Here is a 22,938-nt window from a genome sequence, read left to right as displayed (position 1 = left end):
GCACCCTCAAGCAAGAGGGGCTGACCTAGAGAGGACCCATGAGCCAGACACTGGAGAACCGGGCCAAGCCCGACGCCAAGACCCAGCTCGACATCTATCGCCGGATGATCCGGATCGAGCGTAACGACGACGCCACCCGCACCCAGATCCGTCGCGGCCGCATCACTGCGCCGTACTATTCGGCGCGCGGGCAGAATGCATTCCTTCGGCCATCTCGGTGCTGCTGAACGACGACGACAAGATCTGCACGATCTATCGCGGCATCCACGACATGGTCGCCAAGGACATGCCGCTCCGCCCGCTCTGGGCCGAGATCTGCGGCCGTGTCGACGGTACCTGCAAGGGCAAGGGCGGCCCGATGCATCTCACTCACCCGGAAACAGGTGTGATGGTCACTACCGGCATCGTCGGTTCGTCCATGCCGATCGCCAATGGCTTTGGCTGGGCGGCACTGCTGGATGGGACCAAGCAAGTCACGGTCGCCTACTTCGGTGACGGCGCCAGCAACATCGGCGCGTTCCACGAAGCGTTGAACCTGGCATCCGTTTGGAAGCTGCCGGTTATCTTCGTCTGCCAGAACAACGGCTTTGCCGAGCATACTCGCTATGAGAACGGCACTTCCGTCGATCTGATCTCGAAGCGCGCGATCGGTTACGGCATGCCGGGCTACACCGTGGACGGCAACGACCCGGTCGACGTCTACGCTCACGCCATGCCGCGATCGAGCGTGCCCGCGCGGGCGAGGGGCCGACGCTTCTTGAATGCAAGACCTTCCGCTTCATGGGCCACGTCTTCGGCGATGCCGACGGCTACATGACCAAGGAAGAGAAGGCCGAGGCGATTGCCAGGGACCCGCTGCCGATCTACCGCCAGAAGCTGATCGACGATGGCGTGGCGACGGCCGAGGAACTCGACGCGCTCACCGCGAAGATCGAAGCCGAAGTGAACGACGCCATCGAATTCGCGATGGCCTGCGAATACCCGTCCGACGATGAACTGCGCCGCGACGTCTTTGCCGAGGAGATTCCGGCATGAGCACTGAAACTCTCGAAGCCCCTGCCGTGGAAACGGTGAAGATGAACGGCCTTCAGGCGATCAATGCCGCGCTGATGGAAGCGATGGAGGCCGATCCCAAGGTTCTCGTGCTGGGCGAGGACATTGCGGACAACGAAGGCGGCGGCGTTGTCGGCGTCACGCGCGGTCTTTCGACGAAGTTCGGCACGATGCGCGTGCGCTCCACGCCGATCTCGGAACAGGCGATCATCGGTGCGGCCATCGGTGCGGCCATGGGCGGTTACAAGCCCGTTGCCGAAATCATGCTGATGAATTTCACGACCGTGGCCATGGACATGATCGTGAACCATGCGGCCAAGCTGCGTTTCATGTCGGGCGGGCAGAGCCAGGTGCCGATGGTGATCCGCACGCTGACCGGCGCGGGCAACCAGACCGCGGGCCAGCACGCCGACTTCTACGAGGCTTGGTTCTGCCACACTGCCGGCATCAAGGTGGTGATCCCCTGGACCCCGGCAGACTTCAAGGGCCTCTACCTTTCGGCCATCCAGGATCCGGACCCGGTCATCATCGTCGAAAGCGGCAAGACGCTGTTCGTGCCGATGGACGTGCCGGTCAATCAGGGCCCGATCCCGCTGGGCAAGGCTAACGTCGTTGCGCCGGGCAGTGATATCACCATCGTGTCCTATGGCCAGATGATGTTCACCGTCATGCAGGCCTATGAGGAACTGACCAAGGCGGGCGTGTCTGTCGAAGTGATCGACTTGCGCACGATTTCGCCGTGGGACAAGGAAACCGTGCTGGCCTCAGCCGAGAAGACCGGCCGCCTGCTCGTGGTTCACGAAGCCGGCCGCAACTTCGGTCCCGGTGCGGAAATTGCCGCGACCGTGCAGGAAACCCTGTTCGGCAAACTGAAGGCTCCAGTCGGCCGACTTGGTGCGCCCTATTGTTCAGTGCCTTTCGCCAAGAAGCTGGAAGACGCCTTCCTCGTACAGCCGCCGGAAATCGTTGCCGAGGCTCAGCGCCTCATTGCGATGAGCTGAGCGCGAAAATAGAATTGACTGAAACGGAAGGGCCTCTGCAGAAATGCGGGGGCCTTTTTTTGCTGCGCTGCGGCTCGAGATCTGCCGCATTGTGAAAAATGCGGCAGAAAACGGTCGCTTCTTCGTTTCGCGTTTGCGTTGAACTATTTTTTCATCGTCAATAGCGATCACAATAATTGAATTGTCCGGTTTTTTCGAAATCGGCCACGCCACTATCCGGGGTCTCCAACCGCGTTCGATCAAGCAGGTGGAGAAACCCATGACCAGAATACCGACTAGGCTAAGCGCATTGCTCGCCATGGCTGCATTTCCTCTGACTTGTGGAACCGTGCATGCAGAGGAAACGGCCAAGGCATCTTCTTCCCCCACCGTGACCGCCGAGGGAGCGAGGCCTATGTCCAACAAGGACTGGTGGCCGGATCGGCTCGATCTTTCACCGCTCCGCCAGCATGACCTGGCTTCGAACCCTTATGGTTCCGATTTCGACTATGCCCGGGAATTCGCATCGTTGGACCTTGATGCCGTCAAGGCAGAAATCCGCAAGACGCTGACGACCTCGCAGGCCTGGTGGCCGGCCGATTATGGCCATTACGGCCCCTTCTTCATCCGCATGGCCTGGCACAGTGCGGGCACTTATCGTGTTGGCGACGGTCGCGGAGGTGGTGCAGGCGGCGAGCAGTGTTTCGATCCGCTCAATGCCTGGCCCGACAATGTCAGCCTCGACAAGGCCCGGCGCCTCATCTGGCCCATCAAGCAGAAGTACGGGCGCAAGATTTCCTGGGGCGATCTCATGGTCCTGACAGGTAACGTTGCGCTCGAAGATATGGGCTTCAAGACCCTGGGTTTCGCCGGCGGCCGGGTGGACAGTTGGGAGCCCGACATCGTGTTCTGGGGCCTCGAGCGCAAATGGCTCGGCGATGAGCGCAGGGACGGCAAGGGAGGGCTGAAGGGGCCACTCGCCGCGACGCAGATGGGGCTCATCTATGTCAATCCCGAAGGGCCTAACGGCAATTCCGATCCGCTTGCGGCGGCGGCTGACATTCGGCTCGCCTTTGGCCGCATGGCCATGGATGACGAGGAAACCGCAGCGCTGATTGCAGGCGGGCATACCTTCGGCAAGGCACATGGCGCACACAATCCGCAGGAATGCGTTGGCGCCGATCCGTCAGGCGCCCCGGTCGAGCAGCAAGGACTTGGCTGGGCCAACAAATGCGGCAAGGGCAATGCCGAGGATACCGTCACCAGCGGGCTTGAAGGTGCCTGGTCCGTCGATCCCGTGAAGTTCACGACGCAGTATCTCGACAATCTCTACGGATTCGATTGGGTGAAGACCAAGAGCCCGGCAGGCGCCACGCAATGGATACCGAGCGATGCAAGCGCCGGTCAGCTCGTACCTGATGCGCACCGGCCGGACGTTCGCCATGCGCCGATCATGTTCACGACCGACATTGCGATGAAGGAAGATCCGGGTTTTCGCGCAATCACCACGCGTTGGCGCGAAAATCCTGAACTGTTCGCACAGGCTTTCGCCCGCGCATGGTTCAAGCTGACACACCGCGATATGGGGCCGTCGGCACGTTATCTGGGGGCTGAAGCTCCGCAGGAAAGCTTTGCGTGGCAGGACCCGCTGCCAATGGCTGGCTATACCGCGATCGATTCAACGGATGTTGCGGCTCTCAAGGCCAAGATCCTTGCTTCGGGTATCGTCCCGCGTGAACTGGTCAAGGCGGCCTGGGCTTCGGCGGCGACGTTCCGCGGTACCGACATGCGCGGAGGGCCTAACGGAGGGCGCTTGCGCCTCGATCCCGCGAAGGGATGGGCGGTCAACGATCCGGCCGAGTTGGCGAAAGTGCTGGCCAGGCTTGAACGCGTCCGAAACGAATTCAACGCCTCGGCCAAGGAGGGCAGGCAGGTCTCGATGGCAGACCTGATCGTGCTGGGCGGTAATGCCGCAGTCGAACAGGCTGCAGCGAAGGCGGGATACAACGTGGCGGTGCTGTTCACGCCGGGGCGTGTCGATGCGTCACAGACGCAGACCGACGTGAAGTCCTATGATTACCTGCGTCCTCGCGCCGACGGTTTCCGCAACTACTATGGAGCGGACAGCGAACATTCACCGGCAGTGATGCTTGTCGACAAGGCCAACCAGCTTGAGTTGACGGTGCCGCAGATGGCCGTTCTGGTAGGAGGCATGCGCGCGCTGGATGCGAACGCCGGTCATTCGCCGAATGGTGTGTTGACGGCGAAGCCGGGTACGCTGTCCAACGATTTCTTCGTCAACCTGCTCGACATGGGCACGAAGTGGCAGAAGTCCGCCAAGGCTTCGGGCGTCTACGAGGGCTATGACAGGACCAGCGGCAAGCTGCTGTGGACGGCCAGCCCCGTCGATCTTGTGTTCGGATCGAATTCCGAACTGCGCGCCGTGTCCGAGGCTTACGCTTCCGACGACGCACAGCAGATGTTCGTGAACGACTTCGTGACGGCTTGGGGCAAGGTAATGAACCTGGACAGGTTCTGATGCCTTGAGGCGGCGCCGGTGATACGGCGCGCCTTTGTCCTGGCTTGCCGCCTTATCCGCAGATAAGGGGCGCCAGTCCTGTGAATTGGATTGATTTTTTTCGTGAAGATGATGTCCCTGTCCGCGGTGCCGCTCGCGGTTCTGGCCGCTGCCGTGATGGCCGTTCCCGGCTCTGCCGAAAACGCCGCGCCGCGCCCGGCGGCCTTTGCCAATTGCGCGGTCTGCCACGCGACCGAAGCGGGCAAGACCTCCTATGGCCCGAACCTGCACGGCGTGGCGGGGCGCAAGGCGGCGAGCCAGTCCGATTACGCCTTCAGTGCCGCACTAAGGGGTTCGCGGCTGACCTGGGATCGCACCACTCTCGACAGCTGGCTTGCCTCGCCGCAGAAGCTGGTGCCCGGTACGAAAATGTCGTTCGCAGGCATTCCTGACCACGCCAAGCGCAAACAGGTGGTCGATTATCTGTTCACGCTGAAGTAGCGGGAATGGATGCCATTTGGCTCGCCGCAGGGAATGGAGCCTGCTGCTCGGCAGCGCGGATCAGTGTGCTTTAAGCCGCTGCAGAAGGGCGCCGATATCATCCCTATTCGGAATCCCGCGCCGATCCGGTTTACCAGACCATGGCATCGGCGCGCTTTTCGGGACGGATGTAGATCGAAGTGATCCAGGGGGAGAGGGCCTTCATCTGGCACTCCAGTTTCTCGATCAGGGTTTCCGCTTCGCCCATTCGCAGATCGTCGGCGAAGTCTGCGCTGATGGCGACGAAGATTGCCTGAGGGCTCGTGTGGATGGTGCGGATGTGGTTCACGGCGTCGATCCGGTCGTGCCCGTCCAGCACTGCCCGTAGTCTGCCGATCAGATGCGGGTCCGCTGCTTCGCCGATCAGCAGGCCCTTGGATTCGCGGGCAAGCAGCACGGCGACCCCGGCCAGAACCAGACCGATCATGACCGAGGCAATGCCGTCGATCCGCGCATCCTGGAAATGGACGCTGGCCCAGACGCCCAGCGCTGCGATGATGAGGCCTATCAGTGCGGCGCTGTCCTCGAACAATACGATGAATCCCGGAGGGTCCTTGCTGCGGTGGATCGCCTGCCACCATGTCTGCTCACCGCGGCTGCGGTTGAACTCGCGAACGGCAATCGCCCATGACGCCCCTTCCATTGCGAACGCTATGCCGAGGACGAGGTAATTGAGGCTGGGGTCTTCGATAGGGTTCGGGGTCTGAATATGCAGCAGGCCCTCGTAGATCGAGACGCCCGCGCCGACCGCGAAGATCAGGATGGCGACCACGAACGCCCAGAAATAGAGCTCTCGCCCGTAACCGAAGGGGTGCGATGCATCGGCTTTGCGGCTGGCGCGCTTCTGGCCATAGAGAAGCAGGACCTGGTTGCCGCTGTCCACCAACGAATGGACGCCTTCGGTAAGCATCGAAGACGAGCCACTGATCGCCGCCGCCGCGAACTTGGCGACAGCGATCCCGAGATTTGCGGCCAATGCGCCGTAAAGCACCACGTTCTGCTTGATGTGGGCGGCGACGCCATGCGGCTCGGTCATCGTGGGGCTGGGTCCTTCGGGAATTCCAGAAGGACCAACGGTTCACGCCTGCGAACGTTTCCCCCGGCTGGGCTTTTTCAGGACAGCTGGGCGAATGCAGTCCTGCCGCGCCGCTCGTTCCACAAGTCCGTGGAACCGCAAAGCTGCGCGTTGAGCATCGCGCGCTTCATGAAGAGATGGCACTGATGCTCCTCTGTGAGGCCAATTCCGCCGTGGAGCTGGATCGATTCCTCGGTCACGAAACGATAGGCCTCGACCGCCAGAGATTTCGCCGAAGCAAGGTCGGTTACGCTGGCATGTTCATCGCGCACCCGGCTGCGAAGCAGTGCTTCGGCAAGGACGATCCTGGTCTTCATGTCGGCGGCACGGTGCTTGAGGGCCTGGAACATGGCGATCGGTCGGTCGAACTGGCGCCGCATCTTCATGTACTCGACAGTCATGTCGAGCACGGCATTGGCGCCTCCGAGGCAATCCGCCGCGAGTGCGATCTGCGCTTCGGCGGAAAGCAGGTCATGCAGCGAACTGGCCGTATCGGCATCGGTGAGTATGAGCGAGGATGCTGGCGAATAGCTTTCCAGTACCACATCGAAAATCCGCCTGCCGGGATCCCAGATCGGGCGTTCGACCCGGCTGACCCCCTGCGCGTCGAGCGGGACCAGCGCATAGCCATTTGGCAGTCGTACCACCACGGCCACTGCCATGTCGGCCTCGAAGACCCCGCTGATCGTGCCGGATACGGTGCCGTCGGGGTTTTGCACGAGGCGTGCGGGAAGCATGTTCAGGGGGGCATAATCCCCGGAGGACAACCGCTCTAGCCATTCGGTACGATCTTCGAAGCTCTCACTCGCAGCCACGGCCTGAAGGCCCAGTTGAGCGGGAATGAGCGGCATGGCAGCCAGAATGCGGCCCATTTCGAGGTGGAGCGCCGTCGAAGCTTCACGGCCGAGACCAAGCCCGCCGTCATCCTCGGGCAGGCGCACCATGAGCCAGCCCATTTCGGCTGCCAGATTCCAGCTCTCGTCACGTTCGGGAGAGAGCTTGTCCGCCGGGAAGGCCTTCTGGGCGGCATCGGTCAGTTCGTTCAGTTCGATCATGTCAGGCCACCCATCCCTTGGGTTCACGCGGCATGTCGAGCATGCGTTCGGCGATGATGTTGCGTTGCACTTCCTCGCTGCCGCCGGCGATGGTCCAGGCGAACGAGTTCATGTAATCCGCCATCCAGTTGCCGGTGTTGAGATCTCCGAAGGTGATCGGCGCGATGTACTGTTCCTCGATACCGCCAAGGCGCAGGCCCAGCAGCGAATAGGCCCTCAGAGCCCGCGAGTAGGCGTTTTTGACGATGGATGCGTCGCCCATGCGCTCGATCCCGTTGATGCGGTTGTCGAGAAACTGGTCCGCTAAGGCGCAGACGGCATCCACTTGCGTCACCAGCGCGCCGAAATCGCGCAGGATGCCGCGATCGTCTTCGTGGCTGTGATCGCGGATGAGGCGGGCAACGCGCGAAAGCGCACCGCGCATCCGGTAGGACAGTTCCATCAGCGTAAGGCCCCGTTCGGAAGCCAGCGTGGCCTGCGCCACGGCCCAACCCTTGCCTTCTTCCCCCACGCGTTCCGACACAGGGATTTCCACGTTGTCGAGGAAGATCTCGGCAAATTCCTCGTCGCCTTGGATCTGGTGGATCGGCCGAACCGAGACGCCGGGCATTTTCATGTCCATCAGCAGGTATGTGATGCCAGCCTGCTTGGGACCATCCGATGAGGTACGGACAAGCAACAGGCACTTGTCAGCGAACTGGGCCATCGTCGACCAGACTTTCTGGCCATTGACCACGTAGACGTCGCCCTTGCGTTCGGCGCGTGTCTTGATCGCGGCGAGATCCGACCCGGCTCCGGGCTCGGAGAAGCCCTGACACCATGTCTCGCCTTCAAGGATTCGTGGAAGATACCTGGCCTGCTGCTCGGCGCTGCCGCATTCGTGCAGAGTGGCGAAAGCGTGGTACGTCGATACGAAGGAAAGCAGCAGGCGCGGACAATCCGCGCGAGCCAGTTCCTCGTAAATGACCTTCTGTTCTGAAAGCGAGCGCCCGCCGCCCGGAAACGCGGCGGGCCAATGCGGGATCGCATAGCCGGCCTTTACCAGTTTCCCGAACCAGTCACGCTGGGTGCGGACGAAATCTTCCTGCGTGGCGCTGGCCTCTCGCCAACCGGATGGCGCGTCGGCAGCGAGGAAGGCGCGGACTTCGGCCCGGAGTCCTTCGAGGTCGAGTTGGTCGAGATCGGGTGTTTCGCTCATGTCCGTTCCTTGCCCAGCGTGCCGCCGGGCGTCCAGACGGGGGCATCCCGCTCGTGCGATATCAGGCAAGCACTTCTATCGTATCCCCCACGATGCGGACCTCGTAAGTCTGGATCGGCATCGTCGCGGGTGGATTGATCGGGTCGCCGGTTTCGAGATCGAAGCGCGCACCGTGAACCGGGCAGGAGATCCAGCCATTGCGCAGTCGGCCGCATTCGAGCGTCTCGTAGGCATGGCTGCACAGGTTCCGGACCGCGAACACCCGATCGAGCGTGTTGCACAGGATCACACTGACGCCGTTCACTTCGACCACCAGCTTTCCGCCGGGAGGTACGTCTTCGACTTTCGCCACGGCGACAAAGCTCTTTTCGGTCATCGTTTTCCCAGTGTCTGGTATCGTTTTTCAGTTCGCCACGTGCTTGTCCTGCCGATGCGAGGCAAGGGCACGGACAGGCAAAGCAGGGCCAAGCAACTCGCTGTACCTTGGCGGTCATTTCTCGGGCAAGCCGCCGACGCGATAAGGCGGGGTGCAGGGCCTGGATCGCGTTCGGGCGATAAGAACAGAAAGCGGCGGGAGAAATGCAGGTGGCGTGGGGTGAAGGCTTCGATGTCGTAGTGGTCGGATCGGGAGCGGCGGGAGCAATGGCTGCGCTGCGCAGTGCCGACAACGGCATGAAGGTGCTGATCGTCGAAAAGGCGCACAAGTTCGGCGGCACGTCGGCCGCATCCGGCGGTGTCATGTGGATACCCAATCATGGGCTTGACGGTGCGCATGGCGACAGCCGCGAGGCAGCCCTGGAATATCTGGGGGCGACGATCGGGGTGCCGGTCAATCGCGAAAGGCTGGAAGCCTACGTGGACGAGGCGCCGGAGATGCTCCGATATCTCAGGAGTACAGGCGTCGACCTGATGGCCGCGGCCTGGCCGGATTATTTTCCGGACAGGCCCGGCGCACGCGCGGATCGTTCGGTGATCGTGCCGACTTTCGACGGACGGCGGCTCGGCGACGGTCGCTACGCCTTGATGAGGGAGCAGTACAACCGCTTCAAGCTGTTCGGTCGATATGCGATGGACCTTACCGAGACTTTCGCACTCATGATGCAGTCGAAGGGCTGGCGCCGGGTCGCTGGCAAGATGATCGGGCGCTATTGGCTGGACCGGGGCACCCGCCAGGTTTCGCACAGGGACCGCCGGTTCACTCAGGGTGCGGCGCTGATGGGGGCGACTTACGAGCAGGTCTTCGCGCGCGGTGTGGAATTGCGCCTCGAAACGAGCCTTGAAAGCCTCATCATCGATAAAAGCGGCGGGGTGACGGGCGTTGAGCTTTCCTGTTTCGGGCGGCGCTATCCGGTCCAGGCACGATACGGAGTGGTGCTGGCGGCCGGCGGATTCGAATGGAACCAGACGCTGCGAGACCGTTTCTATCCGGTCCCCGGGCTGACGCGTCATTCGTCCACCCCGGAAGACGGAAATCGCGGCGAAGCACTGATCGCCGCCGAAGCTGTCGGCGCTTCGACGGAGCATACCGAACAGGGCTGGTGGATACCGACCATGACCCTGCCGATGAAGGGGGCTTCCAACTTCCACGAAATCCATCAGGCAGCCTTCGACGTGGGACGACCGTGGAGTGTGGTCGTCAATCGTAACGGCGTCCGTTTCGTTGACGAAGCTTGCGGATACGACCAGTTCGGGCAGGCCATGGTGCGCGATCAGCTTGAAAGCGGGGCGAATTGCCCGTGCTGGCTGATTTTCGACTCCAAGTTTCGGCGCAAGTTCAGCGCGGGCGGTCTGATGCCCACGGTCCACACGGCCGAGCACAAGGTTCCGGCGGATTGGTGGGACCACTACGTCTTCCGTGCCGATAACATCGAGCAGCTCTGTCACAAGATCGGCCTCCCTGTAACCGCGGTGCAGGACACGATTGCCCGGATGAACGTTTATGCGAAGACCGGTGTCGATCCGGAATTCGGACGCGGGATGAACGCCTACGACCGGATGTTCGGCGATGCTGTGTCCCAGCCCAATCCCAACATCGGCTCTATCGACAAGGCACCGTTCTACGCAGTGCCTATCAACAATGGTGATCTCGGCACCAAGGGGGGGCTGCGATGCGATGCGCGGGCCCGCGTTCTGGATGGTGCGGGGCTGCCGATCGCGGGACTCTACGCCGCCGGCAACAATTCGGGGACGCCGTTTGGCGATACCTATCCGGGGGCAGGGGCGACCATCGGGCCGGCGATGACCTTCGGCTACGTCGCCGCGAACGACATTGCGGAGCGTGCGGACAATCTGCGCAAGGCATCCGGTTCATCTTGCGAAGGGGAGCGATCGGAATGCAAGGCAGGGTAGCAATCGTCACCGGGGCAGCAGGCGGCATCGGGGAGGCCATCGTGCGCGCGCTCGGAGAACAGGGCATAAGCGTTCTTGGCACGGGGCGTAACGCAGGCAAGCTCCTGGCGCTCAAGGATGCGCTCGCAGGCACGGTGGAGTTCGATTTCGTCGCCATCGATGCCACTTCGAGCGAGGCCCCGCGCCTCATCGTCGATGCAGCGGTGGAGAAGTTCGGCCGGCTGGATGTGCTGGTGAACAATGCCGGATCGTTCAACTTCGGGCCGGTCGATAAGACGACGGACGAGATGCTCGATGAAGTTCTGGGGATCTCGCTTCGCGCGCCTTTCCGGCTTTGCCGCGAGGCTCTGGCCATCATGGGGGAGGGAAGCTCCATCCTCTTCATCGGGTCCACCTGGGGGCTGTATGGCACGCCGGGCGGGGGAGCCTATTCTACGGTAAAGGCAGGGCAGATCGGCCTTATGCAAACCATGGCAGCCGAATATGGGCCACGCGGAATTCGTTCAAACTACGTGGCGCCAACAGTGGTGCGGACGGAGATGACCGATGCCTTCTGGAATCTCGACTTCTTCCGGCGCACCAATCATGAACTGACCCCGCTCCAGCGAGACTGTACTGCTGCCGACATCGGCAACATGGTCGCCTTCCTTGCCTCCGACGCGGCGGGTTTCGTCAATGGCCAGACTATTGCCGTGGATGGAGGCATCTCGACTACGCGCTATCTTTCGCCGGCAGCGATCGGCGCAGTACGGCAATAGGGGGGTCAGCCAGGAGGTTTGCAGGCCTTGCCTTCGTAAGCAAACCGTACCACGCGATATTCGGTGCCGATCCAGCGCGCGACCGGGAAGCAGAAGCCGGGACCGCCGATCTCAAGATCGGGATAGCCGTCCGCTCCGCGGGTGGTCAGGAAAGTGGCGACGCCGGTCTGGTCGGTCATGATTTTCCAGCCTCCGGGTACCGGGCGCAGAAGCTGGAAGCCGGTGCCTGCCGCTCCGAAACATTCCGTGCCATCGGCAACGACGAGCGCCTCGGGGCGGCCGTCGCCATTGAGGTCGCGCAGTTCGACCGCTTCGCGGGTGACGCTTGTTGAACCGCCGCACCCGCGCCAGGCGTTGCCGGACTTCGTATAACCTGCCGCGCGCATCAGAGGGTCGATCTGGGCGCTGGTGAGAGCGGTAGCTTTCACGTCCTTCGGCCACCCGTCCGTCGGATAGCTCCCGGGCTGCGCGCTTGCTGGAGGGACGAGTGCAAGCGCTGCTGTGAGCAAGGCGAAGGCATGTAATCTGGGCATGGCGATTTCCCTTGTTCGGCCCTGCTGGCCCAACTGCCCCGTGGCTCCATGTTGCTCCCGGTATGCCGCCGCGGTCAACCGGAACCGACGGATTGCGGTTTTCGCCGGGGCGTTGGGCCCAGCCTTGTGGGCGGGAAGTACGCTGGGTAACGCCGGGAGGAGAACAGGGAAGGATGCCATGCAGTTCGAATGGACCGAGGAACAGGACGCCTTCCGGCACAAGATCCGGGACTTCCTCCACGCCAATCTCCCTGAAAACTGGGAGAAGTTCTCCGAGCATGGCCCCGCATCGCCGGCGCTGACGGCGTTCGCGCGCGAATTCTGCGTGAAGCTGGCCGAGGCCGGCATTCTGTTCCCGCACTGGCCCCGCGAAATGGGCGGAGAAGGGCTTGGTCCGTGGGAGCAGCAGATCCTCGCCGAGGAAATGTGGATTGCGGGAGAACCGCGCGGCGGACAGTACATGAACGTGAACTGGATCGGCCCTACGCTCGAAAAGTATGGCACTGCCGAGCAGAAAGCCCGTTATCTCGAGCCCATCACGCGCGGGGAATCGCTGTGGTGCCAGGGATTTTCGGAGCCTGACGCCGGTTCCGATCTCGCCGCCTTGCGGACGCGTGCAGTTCGCACCGAGGGGCGGTACGTTATCAATGGCCAGAAGATCTGGACATCCTATGCCGGCCTTGCCGACACCTGCTTCCTGCTGACGCGCACCAGTGACGACAGGAAGAAGGGCATCACGATCATCCTCGTGCCCATGGACACACCAGGTATCACGGTACGCCAGATTCCATCGCTGATTGGTGAGGGCGATATCCACGAGGTCTTCTTCGACGATGTCACGGTCCCTGAAACCGCGCGTTTCGGAGATGAAGGGCAGGCCTGGGAAATCATCGCCTATTCCTTGCGTAATGAACGGCTCGGCATTCCTCGCTTCACGCTGGCCCGTGCCGCGCTCGACTGTGCGGTTGCGATGCTGAAAGAACGGGGCGAGTTTGCGCGTGAATACGTCCGCATCGAAGCCGCCCGCTGCGCCGCCCTTTGCGAGGCTGCGGGAACCGCGAACTACGCCGTCGTCCAGAAGCGGGTCGATGGCCTCGCGATCGGCGCCGAATCCAGTTCCGCGCGCTATGGCACGGTCATGGCCGAAAGGGCGGTTTGCGAATTCGTGATTGAGTTCCTGCCAGAAGGGCTGGCGGGAGCCTCGCCTTATCTCAAGATGCACCACCAGCGCGGAATCGTTGCGGGCATTGCCGCCGGATCGGCTGAAATCCAGCTTAACATCATTGCCAGCGAAGTGCTGGATCTGCCCCGGGAACCGCGCTGATGCAGCTTGCCCTCAATGAGGACCAGACCCAGGTACTCGACTTTGTCGACAGTCTCGCCCGGCCGTTTCAGGCGGTGCCGATGCATGACGTGTCCCTGGCACTCGAAAGTGATGAACTGGACGAAGCCCTCGCGGAGAACGGCTTCCTGGACGTCATGGCGGTGGAGGAACTCGGCCCCGTGACCGCGGCGCTCGTGGTGGAGAAGCTGGCGCGCCTGCCCTTCGCGGTGGAAGCGGCAGTATCCGCGTTGGTGCGGCCCTTGATCGATCCCGAATTGCCGCGTCCGATTTGCATGGTCGAGGAAGGTCGGACCCATGGGCCGGTGCGTTTCCTGCGACCGGGCGCTACCGTCGTGATGGTCGGGCCTTCAGGCGTGCGCAGTTTTACAGCTGAGGAGGCGATGATCGGCGCGGCGCAGGAGGATACGCTCTATGCTTACCCGGTAGCATTCCTGAAAGCGCTGCCGGATACGATGGTCCATCACGATGCAGATGTCTCGGATGTGATGCGTGCCTGGCGCGTGGCCATTGCGGCAGAGGCGGCAGGGCTGTTGGCCGGAGCGCTGGCGATTACCGTCACTTACGTGTCCGAACGCAAGCAATTCGGCAGGGCGCTGGCGACATTCCAGGGGATGCGGCACCGCCTTGCCGAGGATCAGGTGCTGACCAACAGCGCCTACTGGATGGCGATGCGCGCGGCAGCGAGCGGTGATGCGGCCGATGCGGCCATGGCGCTTCATCACGCGCAGGAAGCGGCCAAACGGGTCTGTTACGATTACCACCAGTTCCTTGGCGGCATGGGCATGACGCTGGAGCATCCGCTGCACTTGTGGACCTATCGCCTCAAGCTCCTGACCGCGGAACTGGGCGGACGGGGCGCGCAGGGAATGGCTGCCGCCCAGGCGCTCTGGGGCTCATAGCCTGCCAGCGATGGCGTAACCGTCGATGCGATATCGATGTTGCGGCCGTCGCTTCCGCAAGGCTGCCATGTACTAATCTGCTCCGACACAGAAACTTGGGGAAGATACCATGGAAGCACGTGATCTGATCGATCTGGGCGGGCAAGTCGCGATCGTCACGGGGGCCGGGCAGAATGCCGGACGCGCGACGGCGCTCGAACTGGCACGGCACAATGCCGGCGGCATTGCAGTGAACGACTTCGTGCCGGAACGTGCGGAAGCGGTTGCGGAGGAAATTCGCGCACTTGGCGTTCCGGCTCTGGCAGTGCCGTTCGACGTCGGCGACCTTGACGCGGTGCGCGCAGCCAATGACGCGATCACGGCGAAGCTCGGACCGGCCACGATCCTTGTGAACAATGCGGGCATGGCCGGCCCGACGGCTTCGATCCGGCCCTCGCAGAACTTCTGGGAGGAGGACCCGGCGAACTGGGAGCGTTACCTGCGCACCAATCTCTACGGAGTATACAACTGCTGCTTTGCATTCGTTCCCAACATGGTCGAGGCAAAGCGGGGACGGATCGTCACCATAGTCTCGGATTCCGGGCGCATCGGTGAACCCAAGCTCGCCGTCTACGCCTCGGCGAAAGCAGGCGCGCAGGGGTTCGTTCGGTCGATCGCAAAGGAACTGGGGCGCTACGGGGTCACTTGCAATGCCGTATCCCTGTCAGCCCTGATGCCCGACATGCCGGAGGAACAGCTGGCCGAAGTCATGCAGTCCGATCACGCCAAGGCCATGCTGTCGCGTTACACGATACGTCGGTATGGCAAGTCCAGTGATGTAGCCGGGCTGGTCACTTTCCTTTGCTCGAATGCATCGGAGTGGATCACGGGGCAGACCTACCCGCTCAACGGCGGTTACGCGCCCTCGATGTAATGGAGCACGCGTTCCAGGCCTGCCTGCCATCAAGGGCAGGCAGGCCTTGGGGCGTCTCAGGTTCGGGCGCCGCGTGCGAACAGCGGCTGAAGGCAGGTCCGGTAGCTCGGATCGTCAGGTCCCTGACCGAGCAGGCCGCCGCCGTCGAAAGGCCGGCGCAGCTTGAAATCGTAAGTCACGACACGCTTGGAAAATCGCCATTTTCCATCGGGGCACCGGCGATAATTGTCGATATAGCGGACAGCCATGAAGTCCTCTTCCCGAGTGCCGTCGCGTGCCGGGATAAGGTGCCAGGCAAGCGCGTAAACCTCCCCGCTCGCTTCGTCGCCATCGATCGCGATAAGGTGGTTGCACACGTGGTGTCCGGAATAGGGCATGTGCGGAAAGGCATGTGCGATGAACTGGCAATAGTCCTCTGCCGTGCCGTCGAAGCTGTCTCCGTGCGTGTCCGTTGCGTCTTCGGCGTAGAGATCGCGGAGCAGTTCGATGTCCTGCCGGTCGATCGCGCGCGAGTAGAGCAGCACCAGCTCACGGATGGCTTCCTTGTCGATCACGACCTGAAGTGCGGCCTCGTCGATGGCCATCGTTGTTTCTCCCCCTGGAAATGGTTCAGAGCAGGGCGCCCCCGTCGATGGGATAGACCTGCCCGGTAATGAAGCTGGCGCGATTTCCCGCGAGGAAGGCAACCATTCCGGCCATTTCCTCCGGCATCGCGAATGGACGGCCCACAAAAGTGCGGCGCTGCCGCAGCGCCTTGTCTTCCTCGCGGATGGACGCGCCGCCGCCGCTGAACAGGCCGGAATCGGGATGGAACCGGCTGCCCTTGCTGAAAGCAGCGGGATCGCGTGAAATCGTCGCGTATGGCGCGATGGCATTTACGCGGATGCCGTGTTGTCCCACTTCCTTGGCAAGCACCACGGTGAAGCTGTGAACCGCGCCCTTGGCTGCCGAATAGACCGGCAGCATGTAATCGCCGACCAGCGCAGCGGTGGAGCCGACATTGACCACCGCACCTGATTTGCGCCCGATCATGCCGGGCAGGACGGCGTGGGTCATGCGCAGGACGGTGCCGAAATTGAGGTCGATGTCCGCCATCCACTTTTCAGGGTCGGAATCGACGAAGAAGCCCTGATCGACGTTGCCGCCGACATTGTTCACAAGCACTTCCACGTTGCCGAGATTTGCGGCGGATTCCAGAATTTTTGCCGGAGCCTCGGGATCGAGCAGGTTCGCGCTGACGAAGATCGCGCGGCCCGCGCCTCTGGAGAGGCAGTCTTCCACCAGCCTGGCGCCCGCATCCCCGTCTCTGCCGACAAGGACGAGATCAGCCCTTTCGCTTGCGAGTTCGAGAGCTATGGCGCGGCCGATATTGGCGGTTGCGCCTGTTACAATGGCCAGTTTGCCGGCAAGCCCGAGATCCATTGCAGCGCTCCGTCATCCATCTCCATATCGGGAGCTAGGTCGGATCCGTGGAACGGGCAAACCGCAGGGGCGATCAGGTGTCGGGCTGGCCCGAGTTCTTGAGATTGCCTCTGCCGCCGCGCGTCAGGATACAGCGCATGTCGCTGTCCTGGCCATCCGGCCCTGTAAGGCGAAGGAAGCCTTTGGACATGCGGTGCATCCTCATGCCTTTGAGTTCGCCGCCCGTCATCACGACACGGTCACCGGTCATGAGGTAGCTGCCTCGAACGCCGTCCGGTGTCTTGTAGTTCGAGGCGCTCACCACGCGGAAGTCGTACTGCGGAAGCCGGATGCCGACCGGTCCGCCCGCAGTTCCGTCCTTCTCGCAGCTGTATTGGCCAAGTTCCATGGTGCCGATGAGTCCCCCCGGAACCGGCGGCGGCGGCGATTTTGCCTGCAAGGGCGCGATAGCAGGAGCGCCAAATACCAGGGCGAGGGCGAGAAAAGGCGTGTTGCGGAGGGCGCGGGTCATGACCAACCGCTAGCATCGGCGCGAACCAATTGCCACAGGCAGTCTCCTCGGCTAAGGGCCCATGCTTTCCGTACACCGGCTCTTTCCCATCTTAAGGTTCATCCCATGAAGATCAGCGGCGTCGACATTCGTCCCGGCAATATCCTCGAATACGAAAAGGGCATCTGGAAAGTTGCCAAGACGCAGCACACCCAGCCGGGCAAGGGCGGCGCGTTCATGCAGGTCGAGATGAAAAACCTGATCGACGGCCGCAAGACCAACGTCCGCTTCCGCAGCGCCGACACGGTCGAGAAGGTCCGTCTCGACACCAAGGACTTCCAGTTCCTTTACGTCGAGGGCGACCAGCTGGTGTTCATGGACATCGAAACCTATGAGCAGATCCAGCTCCCCGCAGATCTTCTCGGCGATGCCGCAGCCTTCCTTCAGGACGGCATGCAGGTGCTTCTCGAGCTTTGGGAAGAGCGTCCGATCTCGGTCCAGCTTCCCGAACAGGTCGAAGCCGTCATCGTCGAGGCCGATGCCGTGGTGAAGGGCCAGACCGCTTCTTCCAGCTACAAGCCTGCCGTGCTCGACAACGGCGTGCGCGTGATGGTGCCGCCGCACATCGAAAGCGGCACGCGCATCGTTGTGGACGTTTACGAGAAGTCCTACGTCAGGAAGGCTGACTGATGCGCCGGCTGGCGTCTTTCGTGGCCGTGGCGGCCCTGTTTTCAGGGCTCGCCGCGCCGACTTACGCCGCGCCGAAGAAGGCCGCCGCCAAGGCTCCGGCCAAGGCGGCGCCTGCTGCAGGGACCGAGCATCCCGGCACTTCTCCCGAAGTGGAAAACGCGATGCTCTATCTCAAGGTGCTGATCAGCGGATTGCAGTCCGAGAAGGTAGAGGCGCCTGCCAAGGGCGCTCTGGTGGGCTGCATCTACAACAATTCGCTTCAGAAGATCAGCGAATCGATGGACAAGATCATCGCCGAGAACCCCGGCAAGGTCCATCGCGACAATCCCACCGAACTGCTCAGCGCCATGGTGGCACTGTGCGGTTACAAGCCCGCTACGCAGCCCGCGCCGCAGGGCCGATAAAATCAGGCCGGCTTCGGCCGGTACTCGAAGGACAAGGTAAGTTTTATGGCCATCTCCGGTCTCATTCGCGTCATGGAAAAAGCGGCCCGCAAGGCGGGCAGCCGCCTGCGCCGCGACTTTGGCGAAATCGAGCACCTTCAGGTCTCGCGCAAGGGACCGGCGGACTTCGTTTCGAAGGCTGACCAGGCTTCGGAGCGCACGATCTGGGACGAACTGCGCGCCGCGCGGCCTGAATGGGGCTTCCTGTTCGAGGAAGCCGGCGAGATCGAGGGCGATCCCGACAAGCCGCGCTTCATCGTCGACCCGCTCGACGGCACGACCAATTTCCTTCACGGCATTCCGCACTTCGCGATTTCGATCGCGGTGCAGGAGCCGCGTCTCGACGGAAAGGGCTGGGGCGAGGTAACCGCTGGCCTGATCTACAACCCGGTGACCGACGAAAGCTACTGGGCGGAGAAGAGCCGGGGCGCCTGGCTTCAGGACAAGCGCCTGCGCGTTTCGTCGCGCCGCCACCTTGACGAAAGCGTGATCGCGACCGGCATTCCCTTCGCCGGTCATGGCGATGCGGGCGAATGGACCCGGATCTATCACGCGCTCGCACCGCAGGTTGCCGGCATCCGTCGCTTTGGTTCTGCCGCACTGGACCTCGCGTGGGTTGCTGCGGGCCGTTACGAAGGCTTCTGGGAAGCCGACCTCAAGCCGTGGGATACCGCGGCCGGGTGCCTGCTCGTGCGTGAGGCCGGTGGCTTCGTTTCCGACTGGAAGGGCCGTTCGCAGCCTTATTGCGACAAGGAAATCCTGGCCGGCAACGACGCGCTGCACTCGCGTCTCCACAAGATCCTTGCAAACGCGCTCAAGTGACTTGAGCCGAAGCCAAGGCGCGGCTAAAGCCTGCCGCGTCGGTGCGTCGCGCGAAGCGGCTGCACCATGCGAAAGTGCCCCTGTGGCGGAATGGTAGACGCGAACGACTCAAAATCGTTTGTCGCAAGGCGTGCCCGTTCGAGTCGGGCCAGGGGCACCACACCGCAAGTTTCGAGCCGCAAACCCTCAGGGGTTTCGCGGCTCTTTTCTTTTCTCCGGGGTGCTCAAAGCGGGCAGGTCGGACGTCGCCTGTGTTCAATAGTGAACGTGCTTACCGCGATGTCGGCGTCCTGGAGGCTTATCTCTTGGAAATTGACGGAATTTAACGGTTAAACACGGATGATTCGGGGCATCTTCCATCTACATTGGTAACAACCTTGAAATTCCACCGCCTGATCGCGGTGGCATTGTCTTTCGAATCCAACTGGGGTCCGATCGACGTCGAGGTCTGCTGGAAGCTCGTTCCGAGCCGAGGAAACGAGGTTCACGGGACACCGGTGGTCCCCTACGCCGCCGGCTTGCTTCCAGCAGTTCTCCGTTTCTCGCCCTTACCGGCACGTGGTGGGGCGGATCGGCTTGACGGACAAGGTTTTGGAGAGCCGCTTCGGGTCGCAACTAAGAAGCGTGTTTGCCAAATCTCCCCCTCCGGACTACTTTGTTCCGGAGGGGGACGATATGGACCCACTGCCGACCAATATCGTAGCGCTGTATCCAGCGTCATCGCCTCTTCTACTTTCAAGACATCGCCTAGGTTGGCGGAACTTCTGTCCTATCTTGTGGAACAGAAGGTTGCGGGAAATGGAGATCGGCTGAAAGGCTATCCCATCGCGCTCGATGTCTTTGGGCGTGACGAGGATTTCGACGCTTCATCGGATTCGCTCGTCAGGGTGCAGATGACCCGTCTTCGCAAGGCGCTGTCCGAGTACTATGCGAAGGACGGGATCGAGGACCGCTACAGGATCGTCGTGCCGCGCGGCTCCTATGTTCCGGGTCTGGAGCTTCCCGATGAGCAGTTCGGCGCGGGAGGAGAGGATGCCTCCGGGAATCCTTCCGAGACCGACCCATCGTCCGTCGCCCCGCAACCTCCCGAAATCGTTGCCGATTCGGAGGAGGATATCGTGCGCTCTTCCAGCGCGTTGACCTTGCGGAGGCGCGCGTGGGGCCTTCTGGCGGCGCTTGCACTCATTGCTGCAGTGCTGATCGTTTATTGGCCGGGCGAGGACCGGGATGCGGTGTTCGTCCGGGCCGGCGAGATGCCGACCGGGCCGGTCGTCTATGTCGCGCCTTATGCGTTGAGCGGGGAAACGGGATCGATCGCCCCAATTCGCGAAGGGTTGCGGAACGACCTCATCAATTATCTGTCGCAGCTTCCGAATCTTGCCGTGATCGCTTTCGATGATGACAAGTTGAACGCGCCACACGACTTGCAGGAGAAATCGAAGGGAAGGCGCGGTCTGCCGCCGGCATTCGTGCTTCAAGGCTCGATTGCCGTGGAAGGTGGGAGTTTCCGCGTCAGTTCGCGTCTGGCAAGGATGCCGGGAGGGGTTATCGTGTGGTCCGAGCGCAGCGATCCGATCGACTTCGTTCCCACCAAGATTCTCTCGGTCCAATCCGATATCGCGCTGGGCGTGGCTTCGCGGCTCGGCCAGCCATACGGTGTTATCCATGAGACGATGCGGCAGGATCTGGAAAATCACCGCGATGTCAGCATGGATCACTACTACTGCGAATTGCAGGCCTACCAGTTCATGCGCGCAAGGGAGGAGGGCGGTCTGGATCGCGTGAAGGAATGCCTCGAACGCGCGGTTTACGACAAGCCGAACTACTCCAGTGCTTGGGCGCTGCTTTCCTGGGTGCGTCTTTTCGAAGCGCAGGCTGGGGGGGAGGGCGATTCCCCCGAGGCACTGGAGGCCGCAAAGCGTGCGGTCGCGGCGAATGCCACGAATGCCATTGCCTATACCTACCTGGCCCTGGCTTACTATCGGCACGGCGAGGACGATGCGGCACGGGATGCGATCGGCAAGGCTCTGGAGATCAGTCCGAACAATTCCGAGGTTCTGGCAAACGGTGGGCGTCTTCTGAGTGCGCTTGGTGAACGCGAGATCGCACCGGCACTCGCGCGCAAGGCGATCCGGCTCAATCCGGGGCATCCGCCCTGGTACTGGTCTGGCCTGACCATCGATGCGCTCCACCGCAAGGATGGGCCTGAAGCGGTGCACTTCGCCCGGCTCAATGCGGAAGATCGCGGATTGCTCTCCCGTTATCTTCTGGCTTCGGCCTATGCGCTCGACGGGCGCGGAAGGGAGGCTGCGGACGTGCTCGGCCATGCGGCTCGCGCCTTTCCCGATGTGTCGCAGGACCGCTCGGCCGTGGCGCGAGAACTGCGGTTGCCCGATTTCGTGACCGCTCCATTGGTCGATAAGGGTTTGATGCCCGGGCAGAAGCGCGCCGCAGCGCAGTGAGGATGGCTCTTGCCGACCCTGCGCGAGGGCCATACGTTGCCATCATGAAAACACTCGCCGTCATCGCGTCCCTCGGTCTCGCCACGGGCTCCCACATCGCCGCTGCGGAGCCTGTCGCCGAAAGGATTTCGGCAGACATTCCCGGGTTGATGATGATCTACCGCGATCTCCATGCCAATCCCGAACTGAGCTATCAGGAGGTGCGCAGCGCCGGGATCATGGCCAAGGCGCGCGGGATGCTGGTTTCACCGTTACCGAGAAGGTCGCCAGACCGGTGTGGTTGCGGTTCTCAAGAACGGCGCGGGGCCCACGGTCCTGATCCGTGCGGACATGGACGGTCTGCCTGTCATCGAGCAGACCGGCCTGGCTTTCGCCTCGAAAAAGCGCGGCGTTTCGACTGCGGGCGTGGAGAGCGGCGTGATGCATGCCTGCGGGCACGATACCCACATGACCGCCTGGATCGAGACCGCGCGGTTGATGGCGGCACGCAAATCGGAATGGTCTGGCACGCTGGTCATGATCGGTCAGCCGGCGGAGGAAGTCGGCACGGGCGCCGTGGGGATGCTCAAGGACGGGCTCTACACGCGCTTTCCCAAGCCGGACTACACTCTGGCTTTCCACGATTCCGCCGATCTTCCCGCCGGGCAGGTCGGTGCGGCGGTGGGCTGGGCGCTCGCCAATGTCGATAGCGTCGACATCCTCGTGAAGGGCTTGGGCGGCCACGGGGCCTATCCGCAAACGACGAAGGACCCGATCGTGCTCGCCAGCGCGATCGTCATGAAGTTGCAAACGCTCGTGAGCCGGGAAACCAGTCCGCTCGATCCGGCGGTGGTCACGGTCGGATCGTTCCATGCGGGCGCCAAGCACAACATCATTCCCGATCAGGCCAAACTCGAGCTGACCGTGCGCAGCTATTCGGACCAGACGCGTGCGCACCTGTTGGACGGGATCAAGCGCATCGCTCGCGGCGAGGCTATTGCATCCGGTCTTTCCGATGATCTGATGCCCGAAGTTTCGGTGAAGGACATCTACACGCGAGCAACCTGGAACTCGCCGGAGTTTACGCAGGAGGCCGTGGCCGATCTCAAGGCCCGGATGGGCGATGCCAATGTCGTGGTCACGCCGTCGGTCATGGGCGGTGAGGATTTCGGTGAGTTTCGCCGGGCTGACGAGGACCATATCAAGTCGGTGATCTTCTGGGTCGGTGGCGCCGATCCGCAGAAGCTGGCGGCCGCCAAGGCCGGGGGGCCTTCCCTGCCTTCGCTGCACAGTCCGTTCTGGGCTCCGCAGGCCGACAAGGTCATCGCATCGGGCAGCGAGGCCCTGACGCTCACGGCTCTGCGTCTGATGGCGAAGAAGTAGCTCCCTGCTCGCGGGGAAGGCTTGTAAGGCA

The 22,938-nt window shown here is 62.4% G+C and carries 21 protein-coding genes, 1 tRNA gene and 2 pseudogenes; 15 read left to right on the top strand and 9 right to left on the bottom strand.

The features are described 5' to 3' along the window. Window positions 1-38 precede the first annotated feature (38 nt). Window positions 39-1,035, top strand: a pseudogene (locus ADT71_RS17105) (thiamine pyrophosphate-dependent dehydrogenase E1 component subunit alpha). Beyond that, window positions 1,032-2,054 carry an alpha-ketoacid dehydrogenase subunit beta gene (locus tag ADT71_RS17100; protein WP_054438747.1) on the top strand — a complete coding sequence of 341 codons (1,023 nt, stop codon included), beginning with the start codon at window positions 1,032-1,034 and terminating at the stop codon, window positions 2,052-2,054. Before ADT71_RS17105 ends, ADT71_RS17100 begins: the two are co-directional and overlap by 4 nt. Here ADT71_RS17100 and ADT71_RS33900 read toward each other — a convergent pair. Next, window positions 1,962-2,423, bottom strand: coding sequence for a hypothetical protein (locus ADT71_RS33900; RefSeq protein ID WP_165913211.1), 462 nt, complete (start codon window positions 2,421-2,423; stop codon window positions 1,962-1,964). The two genes, ADT71_RS17100 and ADT71_RS33900, sit on opposite strands and share 93 nt — an antisense overlap. Here ADT71_RS33900 and katG point away from each other — a divergent pair. Both katG and ADT71_RS17090 read left to right on the top strand, forming a co-directional pair. Then, window positions 2,314-4,572: a catalase/peroxidase HPI gene (gene katG, locus ADT71_RS17095; RefSeq protein WP_082370418.1), complete on the top strand. Its 2,259-nt coding sequence runs from the start codon at window positions 2,314-2,316 to the stop codon at window positions 4,570-4,572. The two genes, ADT71_RS33900 and katG, sit on opposite strands and share 110 nt — an antisense overlap. Before the next feature lie 108 nt (window positions 4,573-4,680). Further along, window positions 4,681-5,052, top strand: a complete 372-nt coding sequence (locus tag ADT71_RS17090; protein WP_082370417.1) for a cytochrome c family protein — start codon at window positions 4,681-4,683, stop codon at window positions 5,050-5,052. A gap of 130 nt (window positions 5,053-5,182) precedes the next feature. On the opposite strand, the gene ADT71_RS17085 is transcribed toward ADT71_RS17090, so the two are convergent. The 4 genes from ADT71_RS17085 to ADT71_RS17070 all read right to left on the bottom strand — a co-directional run bounded on the left by ADT71_RS17085 (window position 5,183) and on the right by ADT71_RS17070 (window position 8,795). Then, window positions 5,183-6,127: a cation diffusion facilitator family transporter gene (locus ADT71_RS17085; protein ID WP_054438743.1), complete on the bottom strand. Its 945-nt coding sequence runs from the start codon at window positions 6,125-6,127 to the stop codon at window positions 5,183-5,185. A gap of 77 nt (window positions 6,128-6,204) precedes the next feature. Then, the gene (locus tag ADT71_RS17080) at window positions 6,205-7,221 is read right to left on the bottom strand and encodes an acyl-CoA dehydrogenase family protein (RefSeq protein ID WP_054438740.1); all 1,017 of its coding nucleotides are present in this window, start codon (window positions 7,219-7,221) and stop codon (window positions 6,205-6,207) included. A 1-nt stretch (window position 7,222) separates the two neighbouring features. Continuing rightward, the gene (locus ADT71_RS17075; RefSeq protein ID WP_054438739.1) at window positions 7,223-8,419 is read right to left on the bottom strand and encodes an acyl-CoA dehydrogenase family protein; all 1,197 of its coding nucleotides are present in this window, start codon (window positions 8,417-8,419) and stop codon (window positions 7,223-7,225) included. Between the two features lie 61 nt (window positions 8,420-8,480). Beyond that, entirely contained in the window at window positions 8,481-8,795 is a 315-nt protein-coding gene (locus ADT71_RS17070) for a non-heme iron oxygenase ferredoxin subunit (RefSeq protein ID WP_054438736.1), read from the bottom strand. Between the two features lie 209 nt (window positions 8,796-9,004). On the opposite strand from ADT71_RS17070, the gene ADT71_RS17065 reads away from it, so the two are divergent. Next, window positions 9,005-10,768, top strand: a complete 1,764-nt coding sequence (locus tag ADT71_RS17065; RefSeq protein WP_279388372.1) for an FAD-dependent oxidoreductase — start codon at window positions 9,005-9,007, stop codon at window positions 10,766-10,768. After that, a complete protein-coding gene (locus ADT71_RS17060) occupies window positions 10,753-11,526 on the top strand; it encodes an SDR family NAD(P)-dependent oxidoreductase (protein WP_054438732.1) in 774 nt (257 codons plus the stop codon). Before ADT71_RS17065 ends, ADT71_RS17060 begins: the two co-directional genes overlap by 16 nt. A gap of 5 nt (window positions 11,527-11,531) precedes the next feature. On the opposite strand, the gene ADT71_RS33895 is transcribed toward ADT71_RS17060, so the two are convergent. Further along, on the bottom strand, window positions 11,532-12,059 hold the full coding sequence (locus tag ADT71_RS33895) for a hypothetical protein (RefSeq protein WP_132469000.1): 528 nt from the start codon (window positions 12,057-12,059) through the stop codon (window positions 11,532-11,534). A 178-nt stretch (window positions 12,060-12,237) separates the two neighbouring features. On the opposite strand from ADT71_RS33895, the gene ADT71_RS17050 reads away from it, so the two are divergent. From ADT71_RS17050 to ADT71_RS17040, 3 genes are all read left to right on the top strand, one after another. Continuing rightward, window positions 12,238-13,383: an acyl-CoA dehydrogenase family protein gene (locus ADT71_RS17050; protein WP_054438728.1), complete on the top strand. Its 1,146-nt coding sequence runs from the start codon at window positions 12,238-12,240 to the stop codon at window positions 13,381-13,383. Then, window positions 13,383-14,303, top strand: coding sequence for an acyl-CoA dehydrogenase family protein (locus ADT71_RS17045; RefSeq protein WP_054438727.1), 921 nt, complete (start codon window positions 13,383-13,385; stop codon window positions 14,301-14,303). The genes ADT71_RS17050 and ADT71_RS17045 overlap by 1 nt, the downstream gene beginning before the upstream one ends. A 109-nt stretch (window positions 14,304-14,412) precedes the next feature. Then, window positions 14,413-15,216 carry an SDR family NAD(P)-dependent oxidoreductase gene (locus tag ADT71_RS17040; RefSeq protein ID WP_054438725.1) on the top strand — a complete coding sequence of 268 codons (804 nt, stop codon included), beginning with the start codon at window positions 14,413-14,415 and terminating at the stop codon, window positions 15,214-15,216. Window positions 15,217-15,272: 56 nt separating this feature from the next. Here the strand turns inward: ADT71_RS17040 and ADT71_RS17035 are convergent, their stop codons facing one another. The 3 genes from ADT71_RS17035 to ADT71_RS17025 form a co-directional block, all read right to left on the bottom strand. After that, window positions 15,273-15,800, bottom strand: a complete 528-nt coding sequence (locus ADT71_RS17035; RefSeq protein WP_054438723.1) for a nuclear transport factor 2 family protein — start codon at window positions 15,798-15,800, stop codon at window positions 15,273-15,275. Window positions 15,801-15,825: 25 nt separating this feature from the next. Continuing rightward, window positions 15,826-16,638 carry an SDR family NAD(P)-dependent oxidoreductase gene (locus ADT71_RS17030; RefSeq protein ID WP_054438721.1) on the bottom strand — a complete coding sequence of 271 codons (813 nt, stop codon included), beginning with the start codon at window positions 16,636-16,638 and terminating at the stop codon, window positions 15,826-15,828. 73 nt (window positions 16,639-16,711) lie between these two features. Then, window positions 16,712-17,149: a hypothetical protein gene (locus ADT71_RS17025; protein ID WP_054438720.1), complete on the bottom strand. Its 438-nt coding sequence runs from the start codon at window positions 17,147-17,149 to the stop codon at window positions 16,712-16,714. A 105-nt stretch (window positions 17,150-17,254) separates the two neighbouring features. Here ADT71_RS17025 and efp point away from each other — a divergent pair, with 105 nt between their 5' ends. From efp to ADT71_RS16995, 6 genes and pseudogenes are all read left to right on the top strand, one after another. Then, complete coding sequence (gene efp / locus ADT71_RS17020; protein ID WP_054438718.1) at window positions 17,255-17,818, top strand: elongation factor P; 564 nt, start codon at window positions 17,255-17,257, stop codon at window positions 17,816-17,818. Continuing rightward, window positions 17,818-18,222, top strand: coding sequence for a hypothetical protein (locus tag ADT71_RS17015; RefSeq protein ID WP_054438716.1), 405 nt, complete (start codon window positions 17,818-17,820; stop codon window positions 18,220-18,222). Before efp ends, ADT71_RS17015 begins: the two co-directional genes overlap by 1 nt. 45 nt (window positions 18,223-18,267) lie before the next feature. After that, window positions 18,268-19,083, top strand: a complete 816-nt coding sequence (locus ADT71_RS17010) for an inositol monophosphatase family protein (RefSeq protein WP_054438714.1) — start codon at window positions 18,268-18,270, stop codon at window positions 19,081-19,083. A 76-nt stretch (window positions 19,084-19,159) separates the two neighbouring features. Beyond that, window positions 19,160-19,243: transfer RNA gene (locus ADT71_RS17005), tRNA-Leu, on the top strand. 592 nt (window positions 19,244-19,835) lie between these two features. Continuing rightward, window positions 19,836-21,545, top strand: a complete 1,710-nt coding sequence (locus ADT71_RS17000) for a tetratricopeptide repeat protein (protein ID WP_054438711.1) — start codon at window positions 19,836-19,838, stop codon at window positions 21,543-21,545. Window positions 21,546-21,589: 44 nt separating this feature from the next. After that, window positions 21,590-22,907, top strand: a pseudogene (locus tag ADT71_RS16995) (amidohydrolase). Window positions 22,908-22,938 lie beyond the last annotated feature (31 nt).

Origin of the sequence: Novosphingobium sp. ST904 (assembly GCF_001298105.1) — a bacterium.
In the GTDB taxonomy this organism is placed as follows: Bacteria; Pseudomonadota; Alphaproteobacteria; order Sphingomonadales; family Sphingomonadaceae; genus Novosphingobium.
Note: the sequence above shows the minus strand (reverse complement) of the source record. Positions and strands in the feature narration are given on the sequence as shown.